We start from the raw sequence: 20162 nt of genomic DNA, 5'->3' as shown, positions 1-20162 counted from the left end.
ACATTCCCTTCCTGTTCACATGGATGGAGCAAGACTGTTCAATGCTGCAATATCATTGGGAGTCGATGTTAAGGAACTTGCTGCATGTGCCGACACAGTTATGTTTTGTCTTTCTAAGGGTCTGGCGGCTCCGGCAGGGTCAATGCTTGCAGGAAGCAAATCATTCATAGATAGGGCAAGAAAAAACAGAAAATTAATGGGCGGCGGAATGAGACAGGTTGGAATACTTGCAGCTGCCGGAATAATTGCGCTGGAAAAAATGACAGAAAGACTTGAAGAAGACCACAAAAATGCAAAATACATGGCTGAAGAACTTTCAAAGATTGATGGAGTAAAGGTTGTAACTGACAGGCTCGACATAGACATGGTGTTCTTTGAAATCAGCGAAGAAATAGTTTCAAGCAATACACTTGTTGAAAAGCTCTATGAGAAAAACATAAAAATTAACGGTGCAGAAGGCGGCGAATACCGTTTTGTATGCCACATAGGAGTTTCAAGAGAAGACATTGATTTCACCATAAAATGTCTAAAAGAAATTATAAAATAATTTTATTGCCGCAGGAGTGTTTCTGCGGCAATTGATTAATTCAGTTAACTGTGGTATACTAAGGAAAAATTAATCCGGAGAAGAATATGGAAAATATCAGCTTAAATCCAATTAAGAGCAAGAAGGCATATATGCAGATAGTTGAAGGCATACTTAACAGCATACATGAAAACAAGATTGAATATGGAGATAAGCTATACAGTGAGCCTGAACTGACAAAAATGCTCAATGTAAGCAGGCCTACACTTAGAGAAGCCTTGAGAGTGCTGGAGTTTCTAGGTATTGTTACCGTAAGTCCCCGCAAGGGAATAAGAATCAATAAACCGGACATGACTGACAGCTACATGCCGCTTATTTATATGTTGATGTTTGAAAAAACCACGGAGCTTGAATTGTTTGAACTAAGACGTGCAATACAGATTGCCATGGCTGAAGCTGCAGCAAGAAACAGATCACAGGAAGATTTGCATGTTCTGGAAGAAATCATAAAAAACCACAAGGAACACATAAATGAAGACTACGAAATATTTGCAAGACTGGATTATGATTTTCACCAGCAGGTAGTCAAGTGTTCAGGCAACGACATGTGTTTCAAGCTTATGGAAACTTTGAACATTCTCATGAAGAAGCAAATGGTTGAAACTATATACAACCTTCCTGTGGAAGACCGCAAGCTCACAGTGAATCTCCACGAAAGAGTGTACGAATCCATACGGGATCAAAAACCTGAACAAGCAAGAGAAAACATGCAGGAGCACATGGAAAGGCCATACAGGTTTTACAAAAATAAATCCAAGTAAAAAAACAGACGTAATCTTCAGACTTGACAAACTAAATTTCAACGAGTTGTAGGGGCGAATCTTGTATCCGCTCGTGTTTCGGGAGGACAGTAGTCCTCCCCACGGTATTGAAAAACCATATCAACATAAAAACAGACGATGATCTGTTTTTTTGTTTGTTATTTTTACACTTAATATCATTGACAGCATTTAGTAATTGTGCTACACTTTCTTCAATCAGTTAACTAAATTAATTCAATCAATCATGCAAGCGGAGGACCAATGGAAAATAATAATACCTTTGCTGAAATGTACAGTGAGTACCTGAGGGACGAATCCCGTCAGACAGGAACCGCACAGAGCATTTCATTTCCAAAGACAGAAGAAGAAATCATACATTCCATAAAGGAATGTGCTTATAAAAATATGGAAATAACAACACAGGGAGCGAGAACGGGACTTGCTGCTTCTGCTGTCCCTTTTGGCGGCCACATCATAAATCTCAGCAAGATGAACAAAGTTACAGGAGCAAGATATGACCATGAAAATGAACGCTTCTTCTTGAGGGTTCAGCCAGGTGTTCTTTTGACGGAAGTGAGAAAATATCTCGCTAACAAATCATTTGTGACTATGGACTGGGATGAGCAATCAATGGAAGCGCTTAATAATATGGAAAAAAATCAGTGGTTTTATTCTACGGATCCAACAGAAATTTCTGCTTCCATAGGAGGGATGGCTGCATGCAACGCATCCGGAGCAAAAAGCTTCAGATATGGTTCAACCAGGGATCACGTTGAATCACTTCGTGTTGTTCTTGCAGACGGGGATGTGCTGAGCCTAAAAAGAGGACAGTACATGGCTAGTAATGGACACTTTCAGCTGATCACAAAGAGCGGAAGAACAATTAAGGGAGAACTTCCAAAATATAAGATGCCTCTTGTGAGGAAAAACACTTCCGGATACTACAACAAGCCTGACATGGACATGATTGACTTATTTCTTGGTTCGGACGGAACTCTTGGAATAATAAGCGAAATAGAAATTGAACTGAATAAAAAGCAAGGAGCAAACTGGGGAGTTACTGTCTTCATGCCGGATGAGGACAAGGCTCTTGATCTGGTGCGCGCAGCCCGGGGAGAGAAGATTTTTGATGATATGAAGGCGCTTAGCATAAAACCTTCAGCAATTGAATTTTTTAGCCACAATGCACTGGAAATGCTTAAGGTTCAGCAAAAAAAAAATCCCGCCTTTTCATCCATACAGGAAATTAAGGACGTCTATCACACAGCTGTCTACATAGAAATAGAAGGTGATTCTGATAACGAAATATGGAGTGGAATTGATAGTCTTGGAACTTATATAGAAAAACTTGGAGGAGACGAAGATGCAACCTGGGTTGCAAACAATGCAACAAGCCTTGAAAAGCTTCACAGTTTCAGGCATGCATGCCCGGAATGCGTGAACATGCAAATAGACATTGCCAAGAAAACTGACTCAAGAATTACTAAGCTTGGGACAGATATGTCCGTTCCTGATGACAAGCTGAAAGAAGTGATGAAAATGTACAATGAAGACATCCAAAAAAATAATCTTCATGCTGTCATATTTGGTCATGTAGGCAACAACCACCTCCATGTTAACACAATTCCAAGAAACATGGAAGAATATAAAAAAGGAAAGGAACTTTATCTCACATGGGCTGAGAAAATTGCGGCCATGGGAGGAGCTGTTTCTGCTGAACACGGGGTTGGAAAGCTTAAGGTTCCTTTTCTTCAAAAAATGTACAGCTATGAAGAGCTGGATGAAATGAGAAGTATAAAAAAATTATTTGACCCTGATCAGCTATTAAACAGAGGCGCTGTATTTCCATATGTAAAGGAGGAGGACATATAATGAAAATAATTGTATGCATAAAGCAAGTTCCGGGAACCAATGAAGTAAAAATGGATCCTGCAACAAATACAATAATAAGAGAAAATGTTGCATCCATCATAAATCCCTTTGACACTTATGCCATTGAAGAAGCTGTGCGCATAAAGGAAAAATACGGTGCTGAAGTTTACGGCCTTTCCATGGGGATACCAGCGGCCACTGAAATGCTCAGAGAAGCAATTTCACTTAAAATAGACAGGGCAATGCTTCTGACTGACAGAAAATTTGCCGGAGCAGACACGCTTGCAACATCCTATGCTCTCAGCAGAGGAGTTGAAAAAATTGGAGCATATGATCTTATTATATGCGGCAAACAGGCAACGGATGGAGATACTGCCCAAGTGGGACCAAGCCTTGCAAAGACATTGGGAATTGCCTATGCAACAGACATAAGCAAAATAATTGAATTAAACTGCGACTTTATGCGCTGCATGAAAATAACAGATGACGGATATGAAGAAATAGAAATAAAGCTTCCAGCCCTCATAACAGTTGTGAAGGAAATAAACATGCCAAGGCTTCCTTCCATAAAAAGCATGAGAAATGCTAAAAATGCGGAAATTGAAATTGTCACATCAAAGGATGCAGCAGCTGATGAAAACAGATCAGGCCTCAAGGGGTCACCAACACAAGTTAGAAAGACATTTGTTCCTGTTCATGATGTGAACAGTATCTACCTATGGGGCACACCTTTCGAACAATCGAAGAAATTAGCTGAAATATTGCTGGGGAAGGAATCGTAATATGGCAAACATAAGCATAATTAAAGAAAAATGTGTTGGCTGCAAGAAGTGTGTGGGAGCATGCCCCTTTGGAGCCATTGAAATTAAGGATAAAAAAGCAGACATAAATGAAAAATGTACATTGTGCGGTTCATGTTCTGATAGCTGCAAGTTTAGTGCAATTAATTTTGTAAGAGATGAAATTGTTCAAAAAGATTTAAGCTCTTACAGAGGAATATGGGTTTTCGCCGAGCAAAGATATGGGAAGTTAAAGACAGTGTCACTTGAACTCCTGGGAAAAGCAAGAGATCTTTCGAAAAATTTAGAAGTGCCTGTTACTGCGGTACTCATTGGTAACAACATAAAAAGTCTTGCACAGGAACTCTGTGCATATGGAGCTGATGAAGTTCTGGTTATGGAAGCAGAATGGCTGGATGATTTCAACGACCATGTGTATGGAGAAGTGATGATACAGCTTATTAATGAGTATAAGCCTGAAATAGTACTCATAGGTGCAACATCAAACGGAAGGTCTTTAGCTCCCCACATTTCATCCACATTGAGAACAGGACTTACTGCAGACTGCACTGTGCTTGAAGCTGACAAGGAAGAAAGACTTCTTCTCCAGACAAGGCCTGCATTTGGCGGAAACCTCATGGCAACCATAGTGTGCCCCAACAACCGCCCACAAATGGCTACAGTAAGACCAAAAGTTTTCAAGCCCCTTTTGCCTGACTATACAAAAACAGGAAAAATAACAATCCTTCCTGTTCCCTCTCCAATAGAAAGTTTTGTAAAGAAAATCAGAAACATTGACAATGAAGAAGGAGCAAATCTTTCCGATGCAGATATTATTGTAAGTGTGGGAAGAGGAATAGGAAGTGCAAAAAATATACAGCTCGCACAGGAACTGGCAGATGCCCTTGGAGGAGCATTAGGATCTTCAAGGCCTGTAGTTGACCAGGGATGGATGCCCTACAGTCAACAGGTTGGACAGACAGGCAAGACAGTTGCTCCAAAAGTATATATTGCATGCGGAATATCCGGAGCAATTCAGCATCTTGCAGGACTTGCAGATATAGAAACAATAGTTGCAATAAACATTGATCCTGATGCGCCAATATTCAAGGTTGCAAACTACTGCATAGTAGGAGACGTTAGAGAAATTCTGCCTCTTTTAATAAAGGAAATAAAAGACGCAAAAAAATAACATGGCATGTAGTACACCATGTCAGTCTGATAACAAATTTGTTTCAATGATGTAGGGGAGGACTACTGCTCTCCCGCATATAACAAAATTATTGAGGTAATAACTTCGGGCGGACATAAGATCCGCCCCTACATTTTGTGAAAAATTATGTTGCTTATAATAGTCATTTTACTCTTCAAAATAATCGTAAAGAAGTTCCATCTGCTCGTAAGTAAGCATTCCTACATAACCTCTTACGGCTTCTCCTTTTTTATTTACTGCAATTGTTGTAGGATATGAGCGTATGCCGTAATTGTTTGACACAGCCATGTCCTTATCCAGTACTACAGTTAGATTTAAGTTGTTTTCTTCCATGAACTTCTGAACAATTTCTTTTGACTCCCCAACATTCACAGTTAAAACGAGCAAATCGTCCTTGTATGTTTCCTGAAGTTTTTGAAGGTCAGGCATTTCAATAACGCAGTACCCGCACCATGTAGCCCAGAAATTTATTATTACATTTTTGTCTCTCATTTCGCTGAGTCTAATTGTTGTGCCGTCCAGAGATTCAAGTTCAAAATCGGGGGCTATTATTGCATCTTCGGAAGTCTGTGGATTTTCCTGTTTCTGAGTGCTCGTGTTTTTATTTTCTTCAGTCTTATTTTTCCCGGAGCATCCTGAAGCAATTAAGGCTATTATTAGTGCTAAAATTAAGATTTTTTTCATATACATCCCTCGCATTCGTCATTAAGCTAATACCCATACTGAAACAATTTTAATCACAAATCTCGATGCCTTTTACTGTTGTTTTTGTTTTAAATGTATGGGGAAATTCTTTTACAATGTTATTATATGCTTCTTCTAGACTTTGTTTGCTTTCAAAAAAACCAAGTACTGCTGAGCCGCTTCCTGTCATACGTGATGCTACCGCCTTATTTTCAAGCAATAAGTTAATAATATCTTTTATTTCAGGATAAAATTTTTCAACAACTTTTTCAAGGGTGTTTGAAGTCGATATAGCAGCCTTGTAAAATTCACCGGAGTTTATAAATTCAATTATTTTGTTATCTTTGAATGAATTGTAATCCTGTGGCAGAAGATTTTTGTAAACAAATGCCGTAGACATTGAAAAATCAGGTTTTATAATCAATATATTTTCCCACTTAAAATCATTAAGCCTGCTTAATTTTTCACCAATGCCTTCTGCAAGGTAAGTTCCTCCAAGAATGCAGAAGGGTACATCAGCTCCAACCTTTAGTCCAATGTTAAGCATTTCTTCCTGGGACATGTTTAAGTTCCACAGTTTGTTAAGTCCCTCAATTACAGCTGCGCAGTTACTGCTTCCTCCTGCAAGACCAGCTTCTGATGGAATTTGCTTTTTGATTCTAATTATAACTCCGTACTTGATATTATACAGTGCTTTTATAATATCAGCTGATTTCCAGCAAGTGTTTCTTTGGTCTGTTGGAATTAAAGGATTGCTGCATTCAATTTCTATTTTGTCTTCAGTAATTGAATCAATGGTAATTTCATCGTAAAGGTCGATTGACTGCATAACGGATTTAATAAGATGGTAACCGTCTTGGCGCCTTCCTTCGATGTCAAGAAAAAGGTTTATTTTTGCATATGATTTCAACTTCACCATAGGAACCTCACATAAATATAATATGAATATTATATAGCAAACACAATCTATTAACAATGAATTTAAAATTATTTTCAATTTTTTCAAAACTAATGTTTAAAAAATAAAATGTCGGGTATAAATATATTACAACATAAGTTTTACATATTTTCTAATATTTAGCTTCAATAAAATTCATGGTATTAAGCATTAAGTTAATGGTTTAAATTTAGTAAAGATTTAATAGATATAAATTTATATCGGCAGTTTAGATTTAAAATTAATTAAATAAAGCTATTGGATCAAAAATTAAATGATTTTAATCAAGATTTAGGCTTTAAAATTAAAATATTTAAATTTACGCAAAAGATTAAGATTAATATCAGTTAAAGATTATGAGTTTAAGTAGTTTATTTATAAACTTAAAACACATTGAATTTCCTGAATGTTGAGGTATTAAATTATTAGATGATGTAAAACAAATGTTAACAACAGATGAATGGAAGAGGTGAGTCCTCCAAACACAGAAAGTGAAATGCTAAAAGAATAACACCCGGTTTTCTAGTGTGTAACTGCAGAAAACCGGGTGTTATTAATTTTTGAAATATTTAGTTTAAAACAGATTCTTTTTCACAAGTATGAAACCAACTGTTGCAGCTGTCACTACTGAAATTCCTAAAATAATCCAGAATCCAAAAGGAGAGTTTGCAAAGGGCATATTTACCATGTTCATTCCAAAGAAACTTGAAAACATGGTTGGAATTGCCATCAATATTGTTATTGACGTCAATAGTTTCATTACTATATTCAGATTGTTGGATATTATGGAAGCAAATGCATCCATGGTTCCGCTTAGTATTCCTGAGTATATGTTGGCCATTTCAATGGCCTGTTTGTTTTCAATTATTACATCTTCAAGCAAATCTTCGTCTTCGGTATATTTCTTGATGATGTTGATTCTTAATATCTTTTCAAGCACAACCTGGTTTGCCTTCAAAGAAGTTGTAATGTAAACCAATGATTTTTCAAGGTCAAGAAGCTGAATCAGCTCTTTGTTTTTCATTGATTCATGAAGCTGTTTTTCAATAAAATTGCTCATTCTGTCAATTTGTCTCAGGTACAACAGGTACCTCTGAGCATTTTTATACAATATCTGATACAAAAATCTGTATTTTTTGTATGTGTAGAATGTACGGATTGAGTTTTTCTCAAACTGATCCAGTACAATTGAATTTTTCAAGCATACTGTTATGATGTTTTTATCGGTTATAATAATTCCTAGAGGAAGTGTCTCATAAATAATATGATCATCAGTTTTTTCCACATATGGAGTATCCACTAAAATTAAAACCTGATCGTTTTCACTTTCTAAACGTGCACTTTCTTCCTCGTCCAGAGCAGCCCTTAAGTAATCCCTGTCAACACCCAGCTCATCCTCGATTCTGTCCAGTTCTTCCGTAGTAGGCTCTACAAGGTTGATCCAAGCACCGTCCTCAATTTCTTCCAGCTTGAATAAAGTGTCGTCAATGGTTTTGAATATATCAAGCATCTTTCACCTCAATTTAATAATAGATTTTCTCTATTGCCAAATTGAAATACAATCAGTAATAGAGAAGTATTCAGTTGTTTTTAACAATTTTATAGACTTGACCGTAGGGACCTCATCCATTACTTTCACATCCTTTTTTATATGATTAATTGCCTTTATTATAATAGTCTATTTTAATGTGTTTTGCAAGACAATTATACGCAAATTAAAGAAAAAGAGAATAAATTTTATGTTAATGGTTAAGATAAAAGCAAATGAATTATATTTCACCACTTTTCATATAATATAGTATAGAAGGTGATTTTTTGACAGTGAGTTCTGTAACAAGAGTAAAGGGAATTGTTGAAGGCTGTGTAGGACAGAAGGTTAAATTCAAAATAAAAAAAGGCAAAAGCAAGCCTCTTATAAGCGAAGGGGTTATAGCTGAAACATACCCGTCTATTTTCACCGTAAGGGTGGAAAGCAAAGGATTAAAAAGAGTTGTATCGTTTAACTATATTGATATATTGACAAATTACGTTGAGCTCTTCATATGCAATGAGAATGAAACTCGCATTGTGTAGCATTGAAGTGAAACTTAAAAATTTAAGTTTCGCTTTATTTTATTGTTGAAGTTTGATATACTAAAAATTGAAACTTTCCTAGGAGTATAAAGTGAAAAAAATTTTGAGTGTATTATCAATACTTATGACAATTCTAATAATGATTTACATATATGCAAGATTCATAGAGCCGGAGCTTCTGACTGTGCGCTATGAAACAATCAACACAGATTATATAAAAAAGGAAGGAATAAAAATACTGCAGTTTTCAGATACACATATTTCTGAATATTTTGACATTGATGATCTGAATAACGCAATAGATAAGATAAATGAGGAAAACCCAGACATAGTTGTTTTCACAGGAGATCTCATAGACCAATTTAATAATTATGAAAACAAGGACAATATTCATGAAATTTGGGAAGCCTTAGGCTCAATAAATGCCCCCATAAAATATGCAGTCTATGGGAATCACGATTATGGCGGCGGAGCAGAAAAAGTCTACAAGGAAATAATGGAAAAAAGCGGCTTCAAGCTGCTAATAAACGAAAAAGAAGAACTTCCCCAGTACAATATAAACTTCATAGGAATGGATGATTCAATATTTGGAGAATATGAACCTGCAGTAATTTCAGGACACATGGATAAAGACATGTACAACATAGTGCTCAGCCATGAACCGGATGTAGCTGATAAGCTGCTTGAATACAGCATAGATTTATTATTAGCTGGACACAGCCATGGGGGACAGGTTAATCTTCCTTTCGCAAACTACTTGCCCAGTCTCGGAGAAAAATATGTGAGAGGATTTTATGATTTTGACAATTTTAGACAAACAAAGGTTTATGTGAACATAGGGCTTGGGACTTCAACAATTCCCATGCGCTTCATGGCAGCACCGGAACTGACGGTTATTACCCTGAAGGGTTATCACAATTAAGAGTGAAGAGTTAAGAATGAAGAATTATAAGTTTATATTGCTATGAATTAAAATCGATATGAATATTCAATAAAACAAACATCCGTTGATTTTATCAACGGATGTTTTCATTTAATTCTTAATTCTTAACTCTTAATTCTTCATTTTATTTTGCCGGCACTTTTATTACCTGGTTCGGAAATATTAAGTTCGGATTGCTTAGGTTGTTGTATTTTGCCAAAGCTTCCCATGTAGTGTTATATTTTTCAGCTATTTTCCACAAAACATCTCCTGATACAACTATGTATGAAACTTCAGTTTGTGCAGGAGCAGGAGCTGGTGCTGGCTCAACAACAGGAGCTGGCTCAACAGGTGCCGGAGCAGGTGTTGGTTCTGCTGCAGGAGCTGTTGCCTTAACAGTGATTCTTCCTGAAACGTCGCTTCCCTTTGTTCCGTTTGTGTTCAGATAATCTGCAAATACTTCTTCATAAGTTCCAACTTCACCGTAAATAGGATAGTTCTTAAACAGTTCATATCCGTCTCCGCCTATTCCAAGGAAGTCATTTATTGCAACAGTGTATTCTGCTGACAAATCAAGTTCGCTTTCGCCTATTTTAACTCCAACAACTCTTGAACCTGCAGGCTGTGAAGGATCAAATTCAAAACTCATTCCGCTTACCTGCAAAAATCCTCCTTGAGCTTCAGGATATGCCTGAACGGATATTTCAAGAACCTTTACAAGGTCTGCACCGGTGATTTTCTTAACCTGCACAGTGTTTCCAAATGGGAACAGTTCGGCAAGTTTTCCAAATGTAATGTCTCCAGGCTGAATATCAACTCTTATGTTTCCGCCGTTAACAAAACCAATGTCTGAACCTGCAGCTTTTCTAACAGCATCGGCTGAAAGGTTTCCAAGGTTTGTTTCCCTTGTTCTTACATTTGCTCTAACGCCGTCAAGATATACATCTGTTTTTGCAACAACCTGTGCAAATACTTCTGCATTTTCAGCATTTATTTCATCTATTATTTTTGTAACTTCAGGATCCGGGATTACTTCAGCAACTTTGCTTACGTTGATAAGTTCTGCTGTTTTGTTCACAACTTTTCCGTCTGTTACTTCAATTGTTACTTTTCCTAAATTTTTGTCATGTTCGAATGTCTGAGCTATGAGTGTATTATTAACAACTTGACCGTTTTCAAGTAGCGTGTGGCTGTGTCCGTCAATTAACACATCTATTCCTTCAACTTCTTTTGCCAATCTTTCTGAAGTGAACTCAGAACCTCCGTCAAGTCCAAGGTGTACAATGCCTATGATGACATCTGTCTGATCCTTGATTTCATTTACTATTTTTTGAGCAGTTTCAACAGGATTAGCAAATGTCAGTCCTTCAACATTTGCAGGGCTTGTTTTGTACGCTGTTTCCGGAGTTGAAAGTCCAAATATACCAACCTTTACTCCGTTGATTTCCTTAATTACATAAGGTGTGAACAGTGACTTGCCGTCTTTGTCAAGAACATTTGCGCTCAACATTCCAACTGAGCTCATGTTTTTGAGTTCTAAAAGTCTTTCCTGTCCATAGTTGAAGTCGTGGTTTCCAAGAGTCATGTAATCATATCCTGTTGCTTCAAGGACTTTGACTGCATTTTGACCCTTGCTTATGTTTACTATAGGCATACCGTGAAGCGTATCTCCCGCATCCAGCAACAGGGTGTTTGGATCTGATAACCTTGCTTCTTTGATCAATGTAGCAATTTTTGCAAAACCGATGTTTGTGTCATTGCTCAAAAGTCTTGCATGAGTGTCGTTGGTATGAAAAATTGTGATTGTTGTAGCAGCATCAGCCGCAAATGCAAAACTGAAACTGCTTAAAATCAGCAAACTGATCATGACCAAACTCAATACTTTTCTTTTCATAAATTCCCTCCTAAGTAAAATTATGTAACTGATTACATTATACATTCATGGAAGTACATTTTCAAGGAAACATTTTCATTTTAAAATATAATGAATTGAAGTTGACAAAAATTAAAAACTAATATACTATAATATTAATTGTTGAATATTAGACTATGAAGAGAATCAGTATTTATACATGGACTCTAGAGAGAAAATCACCGGTGAAAGATTTTTGTCCCTCTGTGTAGAGAACCCGCCTCCGAGTTTTTGGGAAAACCCAAAGGGCCAGAACCCTTATTTAAATGAGATGCTTATAATTTAAGCAATTAGAGTGGTACCGCGGATTAACCCGCCTCTTGTATGGAGGCGGGTTTTATATTTTTTAAAAGGAATTTAAATTTGTAATGAGACTGCGGACATTAACGCAGGTATATGAAAGGAGAAATTATGGCTAAACAAGAAAAGAATTTTGTAAAAGAAATAACGCCAATGGAAGAAGACTTCAGCAGGTGGTATACAGACGTTATATTGAAAAATGAATTGGTAGATTATTCACCGGTTAAGGGATTCATGGTTATAAGACCTTACGGATATGCTTTGTGGGAAAAAATTCAGGAATATGCAGATGAAAAGTTCAAAGCTACAGGGCACAAGAACATGTATTTTCCTCTTTTGATTCCTGAAAGTTTGTTGACAAAGGAAAAAGAGCACGTGGAAGGTTTCGCTCCTGAAGTTGCATGGGTTACTCACGGAGGAAGTCAGGAACTTGCAGAAAGACTTGTAATAAGACCTACATCAGAAACAATAATATGCCACATGTACAAAAAATGGCTCAGTTCATACAGAGACCTGCCATACCTTTACAATCAGTGGTGCAGCGTTGTAAGATGGGAAAAAACTACAAGACCATTCCTCAGAACTTCAGAATTTTTATGGCAGGAAGGTCACACTCTTCATGAAACAGAAGAAGAAGCTCAAGAAGAAACACTCAAGATGCTTAACATATATAGACAGGTTGCTGAAGATTTAATGGCAATGCCTGTTGTTGTAGGACAAAAAAGCGAAAAGGAAAAATTTGCAGGAGCTCATGCAACATACACAATGGAAGCATTGATGCATGACGGTCAGGCTCTTCAGGCAGGAACATCACACAACTTAGGTCAGCATTTCACAAAGGCTTTTGAAATCAAATTCCAGGGAAGAACAGGCAAGGAAGAATTCCCTTACCACACTTCATGGGGCATTTCAACAAGACTTATAGGAGGACTCATAATGGTTCACTCCGACAACAGAGGTCTGGTTCTTCCTCCAAAGATGGCACCAGTCCAGGTTGTTATAATTCCAATAGCTCAGAAGAAAGAAGGAGTGCTGGAAAAATCAAATGAACTTTTCGACAAGTTAAAAGCAAAAGGAATTAGAGTTGAGCTTGATGATGATACAGAAAATTCACCAGGATGGAAATTCAATCAGTATGAAATGAAGGGATATCCAATCCGTATTGAAATAGGACCAAGAGACATTGAAAACAATCAGGCTGTGGCTGTAAGAAGAGATAAGCTTGAAAAAGAAACTATATCACTGGACAACATAGAAGAAACATTATCATCAATGCTTGAAACAATGCAAAAAGACATGTTTGAAAAAGCTAAATCACACAGAGAAGCTCACACATACGTTGTGAAAGATTACGAACAGTACAAAAAGGATCTTCCAAACAAACCTGGTTTTGCTAAAATGATGTGGTGCGGCTGCAGAGAATGCGAAGACAAACTGAAAGAAGAAACAGGAGCAACAATCAGATGCATTCCTTTTGAGCAGGAAAATTTAGGCGACAAATGCCACATATGCGGCAAGGAAGCAAAGCACATGATTTATGCTGCACGAGCTTATTAAAAATAAAGTAATAAAATATATTAATAACTTTGGATAAGAAAAATAGGGATGGCAAAGTAAAAAATTGGACGTTGTCATTCTGAGGCGAAGCCGAAGAATCTCATGTTTTCAGTAAAGATGAGATCCTTCACTATCGTTCAGGATGACAGCGTCAGAGTTTGTTCAATAGTCTTAGGGATGGCACAGCCATCCCTATTTTTGTTGTAGATAGGTCCCCCTAGCGGAGTTGCGGAGCAACTTTTTTATATTAATTATGTTAAAAGAAAATCAACATGTTTGCGTGGGGCATGAAATATAAAAAGAATTAAAAATAGAAGAAAGTGAAATAAAATTAATATATGTGCAAACTTTACTAACTAAAAGATAATAAAACATATTAATATGATAAACAAGCATAAGCGGGTGAAATAATTTAGAATAAGTAAAAATCAAACTATTTAAGCAAATGACACATAAGAATCGCCAATGATGATAAATAATTAACAAAAGGAAGTATCAATATACAAAAAGGAGGTGAATGAATGAATCATTTAGCAGAAGAATTAATGCATGAACTTACTTGTGAGACAGTGCTGATTATCCCGGTGCTTGGAGGAATAGAAGTACTTGAATCAGTTGCAGTAACATGGGTTATAATGGTAATTTTATTGATTGCTTCAATATTGCTTACAAGGGATTTAAAAGTAGAAAACATCAGCAAGAAACAGCTTATATTAGAAACAGCTGTTGTAGGGCTTCAAGATATGATTGAAGGCATAATTGGAGAACATGGGAAGAAATTTGTACCTTACTTGGCTACGGTTCTGATTTTTCTTGGAATAGCCAATACAAGTGCTCTGTTTGGGTTTAAGCCTCCCACAAAGGACCTTAATGTAACTTTGGGACTGGCCATTATGAGCATAGTTTTGACAGAAGTGGCTAAGTTTCAAAAAAAGGGGCCGAGGAAATTCCTTAAAAGTTTTGCAGAACCTGTTGCTGTTGTTACCCCAATAAATATTTTAGAAATATTTATTCGCCCATTATCGCTATGTATGCGACTATTTGGGAATGTGCTTGGAGCCTTTGTAGTTATGGAATTAATCAAAATCATAATACCAGTGGGTATACCGGTTCCCTTTAGTCTGTATTTTGATATCTTTGATGGGCTTATACAGGCATACGTCTTTGTTTTTTTAACATCACTTTTTATCAAAGAAGCAATTGAATAAAACACTAAAAAAGAAAAGGAGTATTATATGACAACTTTATTAGCAATTGGAGCTGGAATAGCAGTATTAACAGGTATAGGAGCAGGTATAAGCATAGGTATAGCAACAGGTAAGGCTACAGAGTCAGTGGCAAGACAGCCGGAAGCTGAGGGAGCAATTACAAAATTGCTGTTGTTGGGATGCGCACTTGCAGAAGCAACTGCAATATATGGATTCGTAGTAGCCATATTAATTATTTTGTTTTTGGCATAGCATTAAGAAAAAGAAAGGTAGGAGAAAGCGTTGCTTAAATTAAATATCAATCTCTTGTTCACAATCATAAATCTGCTTGTTCTATATTTCTTAATGAAAAAGTTCTTGTTTAATCCAATAAACAACATATTGGATAAAAGAAAGAACTTGCTGGAACAACAGTATGCAGAAGCTAATCTGACTAAGGACAATGCATTAAAATTGAAAAATGAATATGAAGATGCTTTAAAAACTACAAACGATTTATCAAAACAAATAATTGATGAAACTAAAGCACAAGCAAAAATAGAATACGACAACATAATAAGAAGCGCAAATGAAGAGGCCGGAAAAATAATTGCAAATGCACATAAAAATATTGAATCTCAACATAGCAAAGAACTTCTTAAGATGAAGACAGAAATTGCTAATCTTGCAATGGACACTGCGACTAAAATTATTGGTGCAAATGTTACACCACAGAGCAATAAGATAATCTATGAAAGGTTCTTAACCGAAGCAGGTGAATTAGATGATACAAAAGGCAGCAGATGAAAATAAGAAAAAGCTCTCTATCATTATTTCATATGTAACTGCGCCTGATGAAGGGCAGTATAATAAAATCATAAATTTCTTGTCAAAAAAATACGAAGTAAATATTAATGATATGAAAATTGATTTAGTAGAAGAACCTCAGCTCTTGGGTGGATTTATAATACGTGTTGGCAACCAGGAATACGATTGTAGCATGCGTGGACTTCTTAACCAGGTGAAGCAGGAAGTTTTAGAAAGCAACACAAATTTCTCCAGTTCTGAAGAAATAATTTCCTTGCTTAAAGCAAAAATTGAAAATTTGGAGTTTGAAAAAACAGAAAAGGAAATTGGATTTGTAAAAAGTATCGGAGATGGTATAGTTGCAGTAGACGGAATAGATCATGCAATGTTTGGCGAAATAGTAATTTTTGAATCAGGCGTTAAAGGAATGGTTCAGGATATACGGTTTGATGAAATAGGATGCATTTTATTCGGAAGTGAAAATGATTTAAAAGAAGGTTCACGTGTAATAAGGACAGGCAAAATAGCAGGTGTCTTTGTAGGTGAAAATTTTTTAGGAAGAGTAGTTGATGCTTTAGGAACTCCCATAGACGGAAAGGGAGAAATTCTAGCAGAAGATTTTCGGCCCATAGAATGCAAGGCGCCGAGTATTGTAGACAGAAAATCAGTTAATACACCTTTGCAAACAGGAATTCTTGCAATTGATTCCATGTTCCCCATAGGGCGCGGCCAGAGGGAACTCATCATCGGTGACAGGCAGACAGGTAAGACAACCATTGCTACTGACACTATAATAAACCAAAAAGGACAAAATGTAATTTGTATATATGTAGCTATAGGACAGAAGGCATCAACTGTAGCAAAGGTAGAAAATACTTTGAGAAAGTATGGCGCCATGGATTATACAATCATTGTATCATCAGTTGCAAGTGATCCAGCTTCCTTGCAATATATTGCTCCATATGCAGGCACCTCAATGGCAGAATATTTTATGTATAAGGGAAAGGATGTATTGATAGTCTATGATGATTTGTCTAAACATGCGGTAGCATACAGATCTCTGTCTCTTTTACTTGAACGTTCACCAGGTCGTGAGGCATATCCGGGAGATGTTTTTTATTTGCATTCCAGACTTCTGGAGAGGTCCAGCAAACTTGTACCAGAATTAGGCGGCGGTTCCATAACTGCGCTTCCAATTGTTGAAACACAAGCAAATGATGTTTCTGCATATATTCCTACAAATGTTATATCAATTACTGACGGTCAGATTTATTTGGAGAGTGACCTGTTCTTTGCGGGACAACGTCCTGCTGTTAATGTTGGACTTTCTGTGTCTCGTGTAGGAGGTGCAGCACAGACAAAAGCAATGAAAAAGTCTTCGGGAAGCATTCGTATCGACCTTGCCCAGTACAGAGAAATGGAAGTTTTCACTCAGTTCAGTTCTGACTTGGATGAAGCAACATTTGCACAGCTGAATTATGGAAAAGGATTGATGGAACTTTTAAAACAGCCGTTATGTGAACCGTTAAGCATGGCAAAACAGGTTATTTTGCTTTGTGCTGCAACAAAGAAGTGTATGACAGGCATTGATGCTAAACGCTTTAAAGAATATAAGAACGGATTGTTGGAATTTTTCGAACAGTATCATCTCAATATCATTCAGGAGCTGGAAACTACAAAAGTGCTGAGTGAAGACCTTGAGAAAAGAATATTAAAAGCATCATCCGATTATAAAAGCAGGTGGTAGCATATGTCAAATGCAAGAGAAATCAAAAATAGAATAAGCAACGTTAAGGATACCATGAAAATTACAAATGCAATGTATATGATTTCTTCTTCAAAGTTAAAAAAGGCAAAAATAAACCTTAAAAATACTCAGCCATATTTTTATTCACTACAGGAAGCAATTGTTCGCGTGATTAAGAGAATACCTGAACATGTAAAACTCAGTTTTTTTGATGACAGGACGGATAAAATAAACAGGAATAAAGGGTATATAGTAATAACTGGAGACAAAGGTCTGGCGGGTGCTTATAACAATAATGTTATCAAAATTGCTGAAGATGAACTTAAAAAAGATGGAAATCATGTTTTATTTGTAGCCGGCAATGTTGGAAGAAGCTACTTTGAAAACAAAGGAATTAATTATGACGCTGAATTTAAATATACAGTTCAAAATCCAACACTTCATAGGGCAAGGGTTATTTCAGGAAGAATTGTTCAAATGTTTAATGAGAAGAAGCTGGATGAAATCTATATTATATATACAAGGATGATTAATTCATTGGAAAGCAAAGCTGAAATTCAGAAAATTTTACCTTTAAGGAAAGTCGATTTCATGGATGAAGATGGAACTGACGATGGTACAGATGAAACAAATTACATACCGACACCCCACGATGTTTTAAACAATTTAATACCGAACTTTGTAACAGGTTTTATTTATGGTGCATTAACAGAAGCTTATTCAAGTGAGCAGAATGCCAGAATGATGGCAATGGAAGCAGCTACGAATAATGCAAAAGACATGCTGAAAGAGTTATCGATTATTTATAATAGAGCTAGGCAGGCAGCTATTACTCAAGAGGTAACAGAAGTAATCAGCGGTGCTAAAGCACAGAAGAGGAAGAAGTTATGAATAAAGGAAAAATAGTTCAAATTTTAGGCCCTGTTGTAGATGTTGAATTTGATGAAAATAAACTGCCTTCTATAAAAGAAGCATTAGAAGTAATAAAAGATGATGAAGTTCGTGTTATGGAGGTAGCTCAGCACATTGGAAGTAATATCGTGCGATGCATCATGCTTTCGTCCAGTGATGGCCTTTTTAGAAACATGGAAGTAACAGCAACAGGTGACGGAATTAAGGTCCCTGTTGGGAGAAAGACACTTGGAAGACTATTTAATGTAACAGGAAATACAATAGATAAAGAAGAACATTTAGAAAATGTGGAAAAATGGGTTATTCACAGAAATCCGCCAAAATTTGAGGACCAAAATCCGGTTGTGGAAATTTTGGAAACAGGAATCAAAGTAATAGATCTCCTTGCTCCTTATGCAAAAGGTGGTAAGATTGGTCTTTTTGGCGGAGCAGGAGTAGGTAAGACAGTATTGATTCAGGAATTAATACGAAACATTGCAACAGAACATGGAGGTTACTCGATTTTTACAGGAGTAGGAGAACGTTCAAGAGAAGGTAACGATTTGTGGATAGAAATGAAAGAATCAGGTGTATTGGAAAAAACTGCACTTGTATTTGGTCAAATGAATGAGCCGCCTGGAGCACGTATGAGAGTTGCTGAATCTGGTCTTACAATGGCTGAATACTTCAGGGATGTGGAACATCAAAATGTATTATTGTTTATTGACAATATATTCAGATTTGTTCAAGCAGGTTCTGAAGTTTCAGCGCTTCTGGGGCGTATGCCTTCAGCAGTAGGCTATCAGCCTACTCTGGCAACTGAAATGGGAGAACTTCAAGAAAGAATAGCATCAACTAAAAATGGTTCTGTAACGTCCGTACAGGCAGTATATGTACCTGCAGACGACTTGACGGACCCTGCGCCGGCCACTACATTTGCTCATTTGGATGCTACAACTGTACTTTCCAGAAAAATTGTTGAACAGGGAATTTACCCAGCTGTTGATCCACTGGAATCTTCTTCAAGAATATTGGAAGTTGATGTTGTAGGAGAACAACATTATAATACGGCAATAAGTGTTCAACAGATATTGCAAAAATACAAGGAATTGCAGGATATAATTGCAATTCTCGGCATGGAAGAACTTTCAGATGAAGATAAACTTACGGTATTAAGAGCAAGAAAAATTCAGAGATTTCTGTCTCAGCCATTCCATGTGGCAGAAGTTTTTACAGGTGTACCTGGACAATACGTTCCTTTAGAAGAAACCATTCGTGGTTTCAAGTCAATAATTAACGGTGAAATGGATGATTATCCTGAATGGGCATTTTTTAATGTGGGAACCATAGAAGAAGTAATCCAAAAATCAAAAAAAGGTCAGTAACACAATGAGGTGATAAGATGAGCTCCTTTGAGTTGAAAATAATTGCTATTAATAAAATATTTTACGAAGGTCAATCAAAGCAGTTAATATTGCCGTCAACAGATGGATCCATGGGTATTTTGGCCCATCATGAGGATGCTGTTATAGCTGTCAGTGTTGGTGAATTACGCATTCAAACTGCTGAAGACAAATGGATTATAGCAGTTACAGGTGCCGGTCATATTCAAATTTCTAATAATAAAGTAGTTATGATTGTGGATACAGTGGAACTTCCTGAGGAAATTGATGAACAAAGAGCGCTGGAAGCAAAAGAACGTGCAGAAGAACAAATGCGCCAGGATCAGAGCACTTATGAATATTATATGTCAAAAGCAAATTTAGCAAGAGCAATGGAACGTCTTAAAATAAAAAAGAAATATACATCAGGACTATAGCACAAAAGAGATTAGCTTAATATAAAAAAATGGCGAAATGAATTACGCCATTTTTTTAATGCAGTAAAATATGTTGCAGCCTATTTGTTATGAGAATAATAAAGTTAATGATGGA

General features: G+C 36.6%; 19 protein-coding genes and 1 other annotated feature. Of the genes, 15 read left to right on the top strand and 4 right to left on the bottom strand.

The window, feature by feature from the left end:
- From BN358_RS14200 to BN358_RS14180, 5 genes are all read left to right on the top strand, one after another.
- On the top strand, positions 1 to 547 hold a 547-nt coding region (locus BN358_RS14200; protein ID WP_019229310.1), incomplete at its 5' end, for a low specificity L-threonine aldolase.
- Positions 548 to 633: 86 nt separating this feature from the next.
- The gene (locus BN358_RS14195) at positions 634 to 1347 is read left to right on the top strand and encodes a FadR/GntR family transcriptional regulator (RefSeq protein WP_019229309.1); all 714 of its coding nucleotides are present in this window, start codon (positions 634 to 636) and stop codon (positions 1345 to 1347) included.
- A gap of 261 nt (positions 1348 to 1608) precedes the next feature.
- Complete coding sequence (locus tag BN358_RS14190; RefSeq protein WP_019229308.1) at positions 1609 to 3219, top strand: FAD-binding oxidoreductase; 1611 nt, start codon at positions 1609 to 1611, stop codon at positions 3217 to 3219.
- Positions 3219 to 4001 carry an electron transfer flavoprotein subunit beta/FixA family protein gene (locus tag BN358_RS14185; RefSeq protein WP_019229307.1) on the top strand — a complete coding sequence of 261 codons (783 nt, stop codon included), beginning with the start codon at positions 3219 to 3221 and terminating at the stop codon, positions 3999 to 4001. The genes BN358_RS14190 and BN358_RS14185 overlap by 1 nt, the downstream gene beginning before the upstream one ends.
- A gap of 1 nt (position 4002) precedes the next feature.
- Positions 4003 to 5190: an electron transfer flavoprotein subunit alpha gene (locus BN358_RS14180; protein ID WP_019229306.1), complete on the top strand. Its 1188-nt coding sequence runs from the start codon at positions 4003 to 4005 to the stop codon at positions 5188 to 5190.
- 168 nt (positions 5191 to 5358) lie between these two features.
- On the opposite strand, the gene BN358_RS14175 is transcribed toward BN358_RS14180, so the two are convergent.
- The 3 genes from BN358_RS14175 to BN358_RS14165 all read right to left on the bottom strand — a co-directional run bounded on the left by BN358_RS14175 (position 5359) and on the right by BN358_RS14165 (position 8342).
- Positions 5359 to 5895, bottom strand: coding sequence for a TlpA disulfide reductase family protein (locus BN358_RS14175; protein WP_019229305.1), 537 nt, complete (start codon positions 5893 to 5895; stop codon positions 5359 to 5361).
- 49 nt (positions 5896 to 5944) lie between these two features.
- Positions 5945 to 6814 (bottom strand): 4-(cytidine 5'-diphospho)-2-C-methyl-D-erythritol kinase, encoded by an 870-nt coding sequence (gene ispE, locus BN358_RS14170; RefSeq protein ID WP_019229304.1) that lies wholly within the window; start codon positions 6812 to 6814, stop codon positions 5945 to 5947.
- Between the two features lie 592 nt (positions 6815 to 7406).
- Positions 7407 to 8342, bottom strand: a complete 936-nt coding sequence (locus tag BN358_RS14165) for a magnesium transporter CorA family protein (RefSeq protein WP_019229303.1) — start codon at positions 8340 to 8342, stop codon at positions 7407 to 7409.
- 311 nt (positions 8343 to 8653) lie between these two features.
- On the opposite strand from BN358_RS14165, the gene BN358_RS14160 reads away from it, so the two are divergent.
- Both BN358_RS14160 and BN358_RS14155 read left to right on the top strand, forming a co-directional pair.
- Positions 8654 to 8905: a Veg family protein gene (locus BN358_RS14160; protein ID WP_198018505.1), complete on the top strand. Its 252-nt coding sequence runs from the start codon at positions 8654 to 8656 to the stop codon at positions 8903 to 8905.
- Positions 8906 to 8996: 91 nt separating this feature from the next.
- Positions 8997 to 9827 carry a metallophosphoesterase gene (locus BN358_RS14155; protein WP_019229301.1) on the top strand — a complete coding sequence of 277 codons (831 nt, stop codon included), beginning with the start codon at positions 8997 to 8999 and terminating at the stop codon, positions 9825 to 9827.
- 145 nt (positions 9828 to 9972) lie between these two features.
- On the opposite strand, the gene BN358_RS14150 is transcribed toward BN358_RS14155, so the two are convergent.
- Positions 9973 to 11721: a 5'-nucleotidase C-terminal domain-containing protein gene (locus BN358_RS14150; RefSeq protein WP_019229300.1), complete on the bottom strand. Its 1749-nt coding sequence runs from the start codon at positions 11719 to 11721 to the stop codon at positions 9973 to 9975.
- 146 nt (positions 11722 to 11867) lie between these two features.
- Positions 11868 to 12063 (top strand) — a binding site (T-box leader).
- Between the two features lie 87 nt (positions 12064 to 12150).
- Here BN358_RS14150 and proS point away from each other — a divergent pair.
- From proS to atpC, 8 genes are all read left to right on the top strand, one after another.
- Positions 12151 to 13596 (top strand): proline--tRNA ligase, encoded by a 1446-nt coding sequence (gene proS / locus BN358_RS14145; protein WP_019229299.1) that lies wholly within the window; start codon positions 12151 to 12153, stop codon positions 13594 to 13596.
- A gap of 521 nt (positions 13597 to 14117) precedes the next feature.
- A complete protein-coding gene (locus BN358_RS14140) occupies positions 14118 to 14804 on the top strand; it encodes a F0F1 ATP synthase subunit A (RefSeq protein ID WP_019229298.1) in 687 nt (228 codons plus the stop codon).
- A 27-nt stretch (positions 14805 to 14831) separates the two neighbouring features.
- Positions 14832 to 15056 (top strand): ATP synthase F0 subunit C, encoded by a 225-nt coding sequence (atpE, locus tag BN358_RS14135; RefSeq protein WP_019229297.1) that lies wholly within the window; start codon positions 14832 to 14834, stop codon positions 15054 to 15056.
- 30 nt (positions 15057 to 15086) lie between these two features.
- Complete coding sequence (gene atpF, locus BN358_RS14130; protein ID WP_019229296.1) at positions 15087 to 15590, top strand: F0F1 ATP synthase subunit B; 504 nt, start codon at positions 15087 to 15089, stop codon at positions 15588 to 15590.
- On the top strand, positions 15568 to 17337 hold the full coding sequence (gene atpA, locus BN358_RS14125; protein ID WP_019229295.1) for a F0F1 ATP synthase subunit alpha: 1770 nt from the start codon (positions 15568 to 15570) through the stop codon (positions 17335 to 17337). The genes atpF and atpA overlap by 23 nt, the downstream gene beginning before the upstream one ends.
- 3 nt (positions 17338 to 17340) lie before the next feature.
- The gene (gene atpG / locus BN358_RS14120; protein WP_019229294.1) at positions 17341 to 18228 is read left to right on the top strand and encodes an ATP synthase F1 subunit gamma; all 888 of its coding nucleotides are present in this window, start codon (positions 17341 to 17343) and stop codon (positions 18226 to 18228) included.
- Positions 18225 to 19613, top strand: coding sequence for a F0F1 ATP synthase subunit beta (atpD, locus tag BN358_RS14115; protein WP_019229293.1), 1389 nt, complete (start codon positions 18225 to 18227; stop codon positions 19611 to 19613). Before atpG ends, atpD begins: the two co-directional genes overlap by 4 nt.
- 17 nt (positions 19614 to 19630) lie before the next feature.
- Positions 19631 to 20047, top strand: a complete 417-nt coding sequence (gene atpC / locus BN358_RS14110; RefSeq protein ID WP_019229292.1) for an ATP synthase F1 subunit epsilon — start codon at positions 19631 to 19633, stop codon at positions 20045 to 20047.
- Positions 20048 to 20162 lie beyond the last annotated feature (115 nt).

Origin of the sequence: Sedimentibacter sp. B4 (assembly GCF_000309315.1) — a bacterium.
Classification (GTDB): domain Bacteria; phylum Bacillota; class Clostridia; order Tissierellales; family Sedimentibacteraceae; genus Sedimentibacter; species Sedimentibacter saalensis.
Note: the sequence above shows the minus strand (reverse complement) of the source record. Positions and strands in the feature narration are given on the sequence as shown.

Excerpts from the sequence above, each read along its gene's own strand:
- BN358_RS14195 (WP_019229309.1), top strand. The coding sequence starts at position 634 with ATGGAAAATATCAGCTTAAATCCAATTAAGAGCAAGAAGGCATATATG.
- BN358_RS14190 (WP_019229308.1), top strand. The coding sequence starts at position 1,609 with ATGGAAAATAATAATACCTTTGCTGAAATGTACAGTGAGTACCTGAGG.
- BN358_RS14185 (WP_019229307.1), top strand. The coding sequence starts at position 3,219 with ATGAAAATAATTGTATGCATAAAGCAAGTTCCGGGAACCAATGAAGTA.
- BN358_RS14180 (WP_019229306.1), top strand. The coding sequence starts at position 4,003 with ATGGCAAACATAAGCATAATTAAAGAAAAATGTGTTGGCTGCAAGAAG.
- BN358_RS14175 (WP_019229305.1), bottom strand. The coding sequence starts at position 5,895 with ATGAAAAAAATCTTAATTTTAGCACTAATAATAGCCTTAATTGCTTCA.
- ispE (WP_019229304.1), bottom strand. The coding sequence starts at position 6,814 with ATGGTGAAGTTGAAATCATATGCAAAAATAAACCTTTTTCTTGACATC.
- BN358_RS14165 (WP_019229303.1), bottom strand. The coding sequence starts at position 8,342 with ATGCTTGATATATTCAAAACCATTGACGACACTTTATTCAAGCTGGAA.
- BN358_RS14150 (WP_019229300.1), bottom strand. The coding sequence starts at position 11,721 with ATGAAAAGAAAAGTATTGAGTTTGGTCATGATCAGTTTGCTGATTTTA.
- proS (WP_019229299.1), top strand. The coding sequence starts at position 12,151 with ATGGCTAAACAAGAAAAGAATTTTGTAAAAGAAATAACGCCAATGGAA.
- BN358_RS14140 (WP_019229298.1), top strand. The coding sequence starts at position 14,118 with ATGAATCATTTAGCAGAAGAATTAATGCATGAACTTACTTGTGAGACA.
- atpE (WP_019229297.1), top strand. The coding sequence starts at position 14,832 with ATGACAACTTTATTAGCAATTGGAGCTGGAATAGCAGTATTAACAGGT.
- atpA (WP_019229295.1), top strand. The coding sequence starts at position 15,568 with ATGATACAAAAGGCAGCAGATGAAAATAAGAAAAAGCTCTCTATCATT.
- atpG (WP_019229294.1), top strand. The coding sequence starts at position 17,341 with ATGTCAAATGCAAGAGAAATCAAAAATAGAATAAGCAACGTTAAGGAT.
- atpD (WP_019229293.1), top strand. The coding sequence starts at position 18,225 with ATGAATAAAGGAAAAATAGTTCAAATTTTAGGCCCTGTTGTAGATGTT.
- atpC (WP_019229292.1), top strand. The coding sequence starts at position 19,631 with ATGAGCTCCTTTGAGTTGAAAATAATTGCTATTAATAAAATATTTTAC.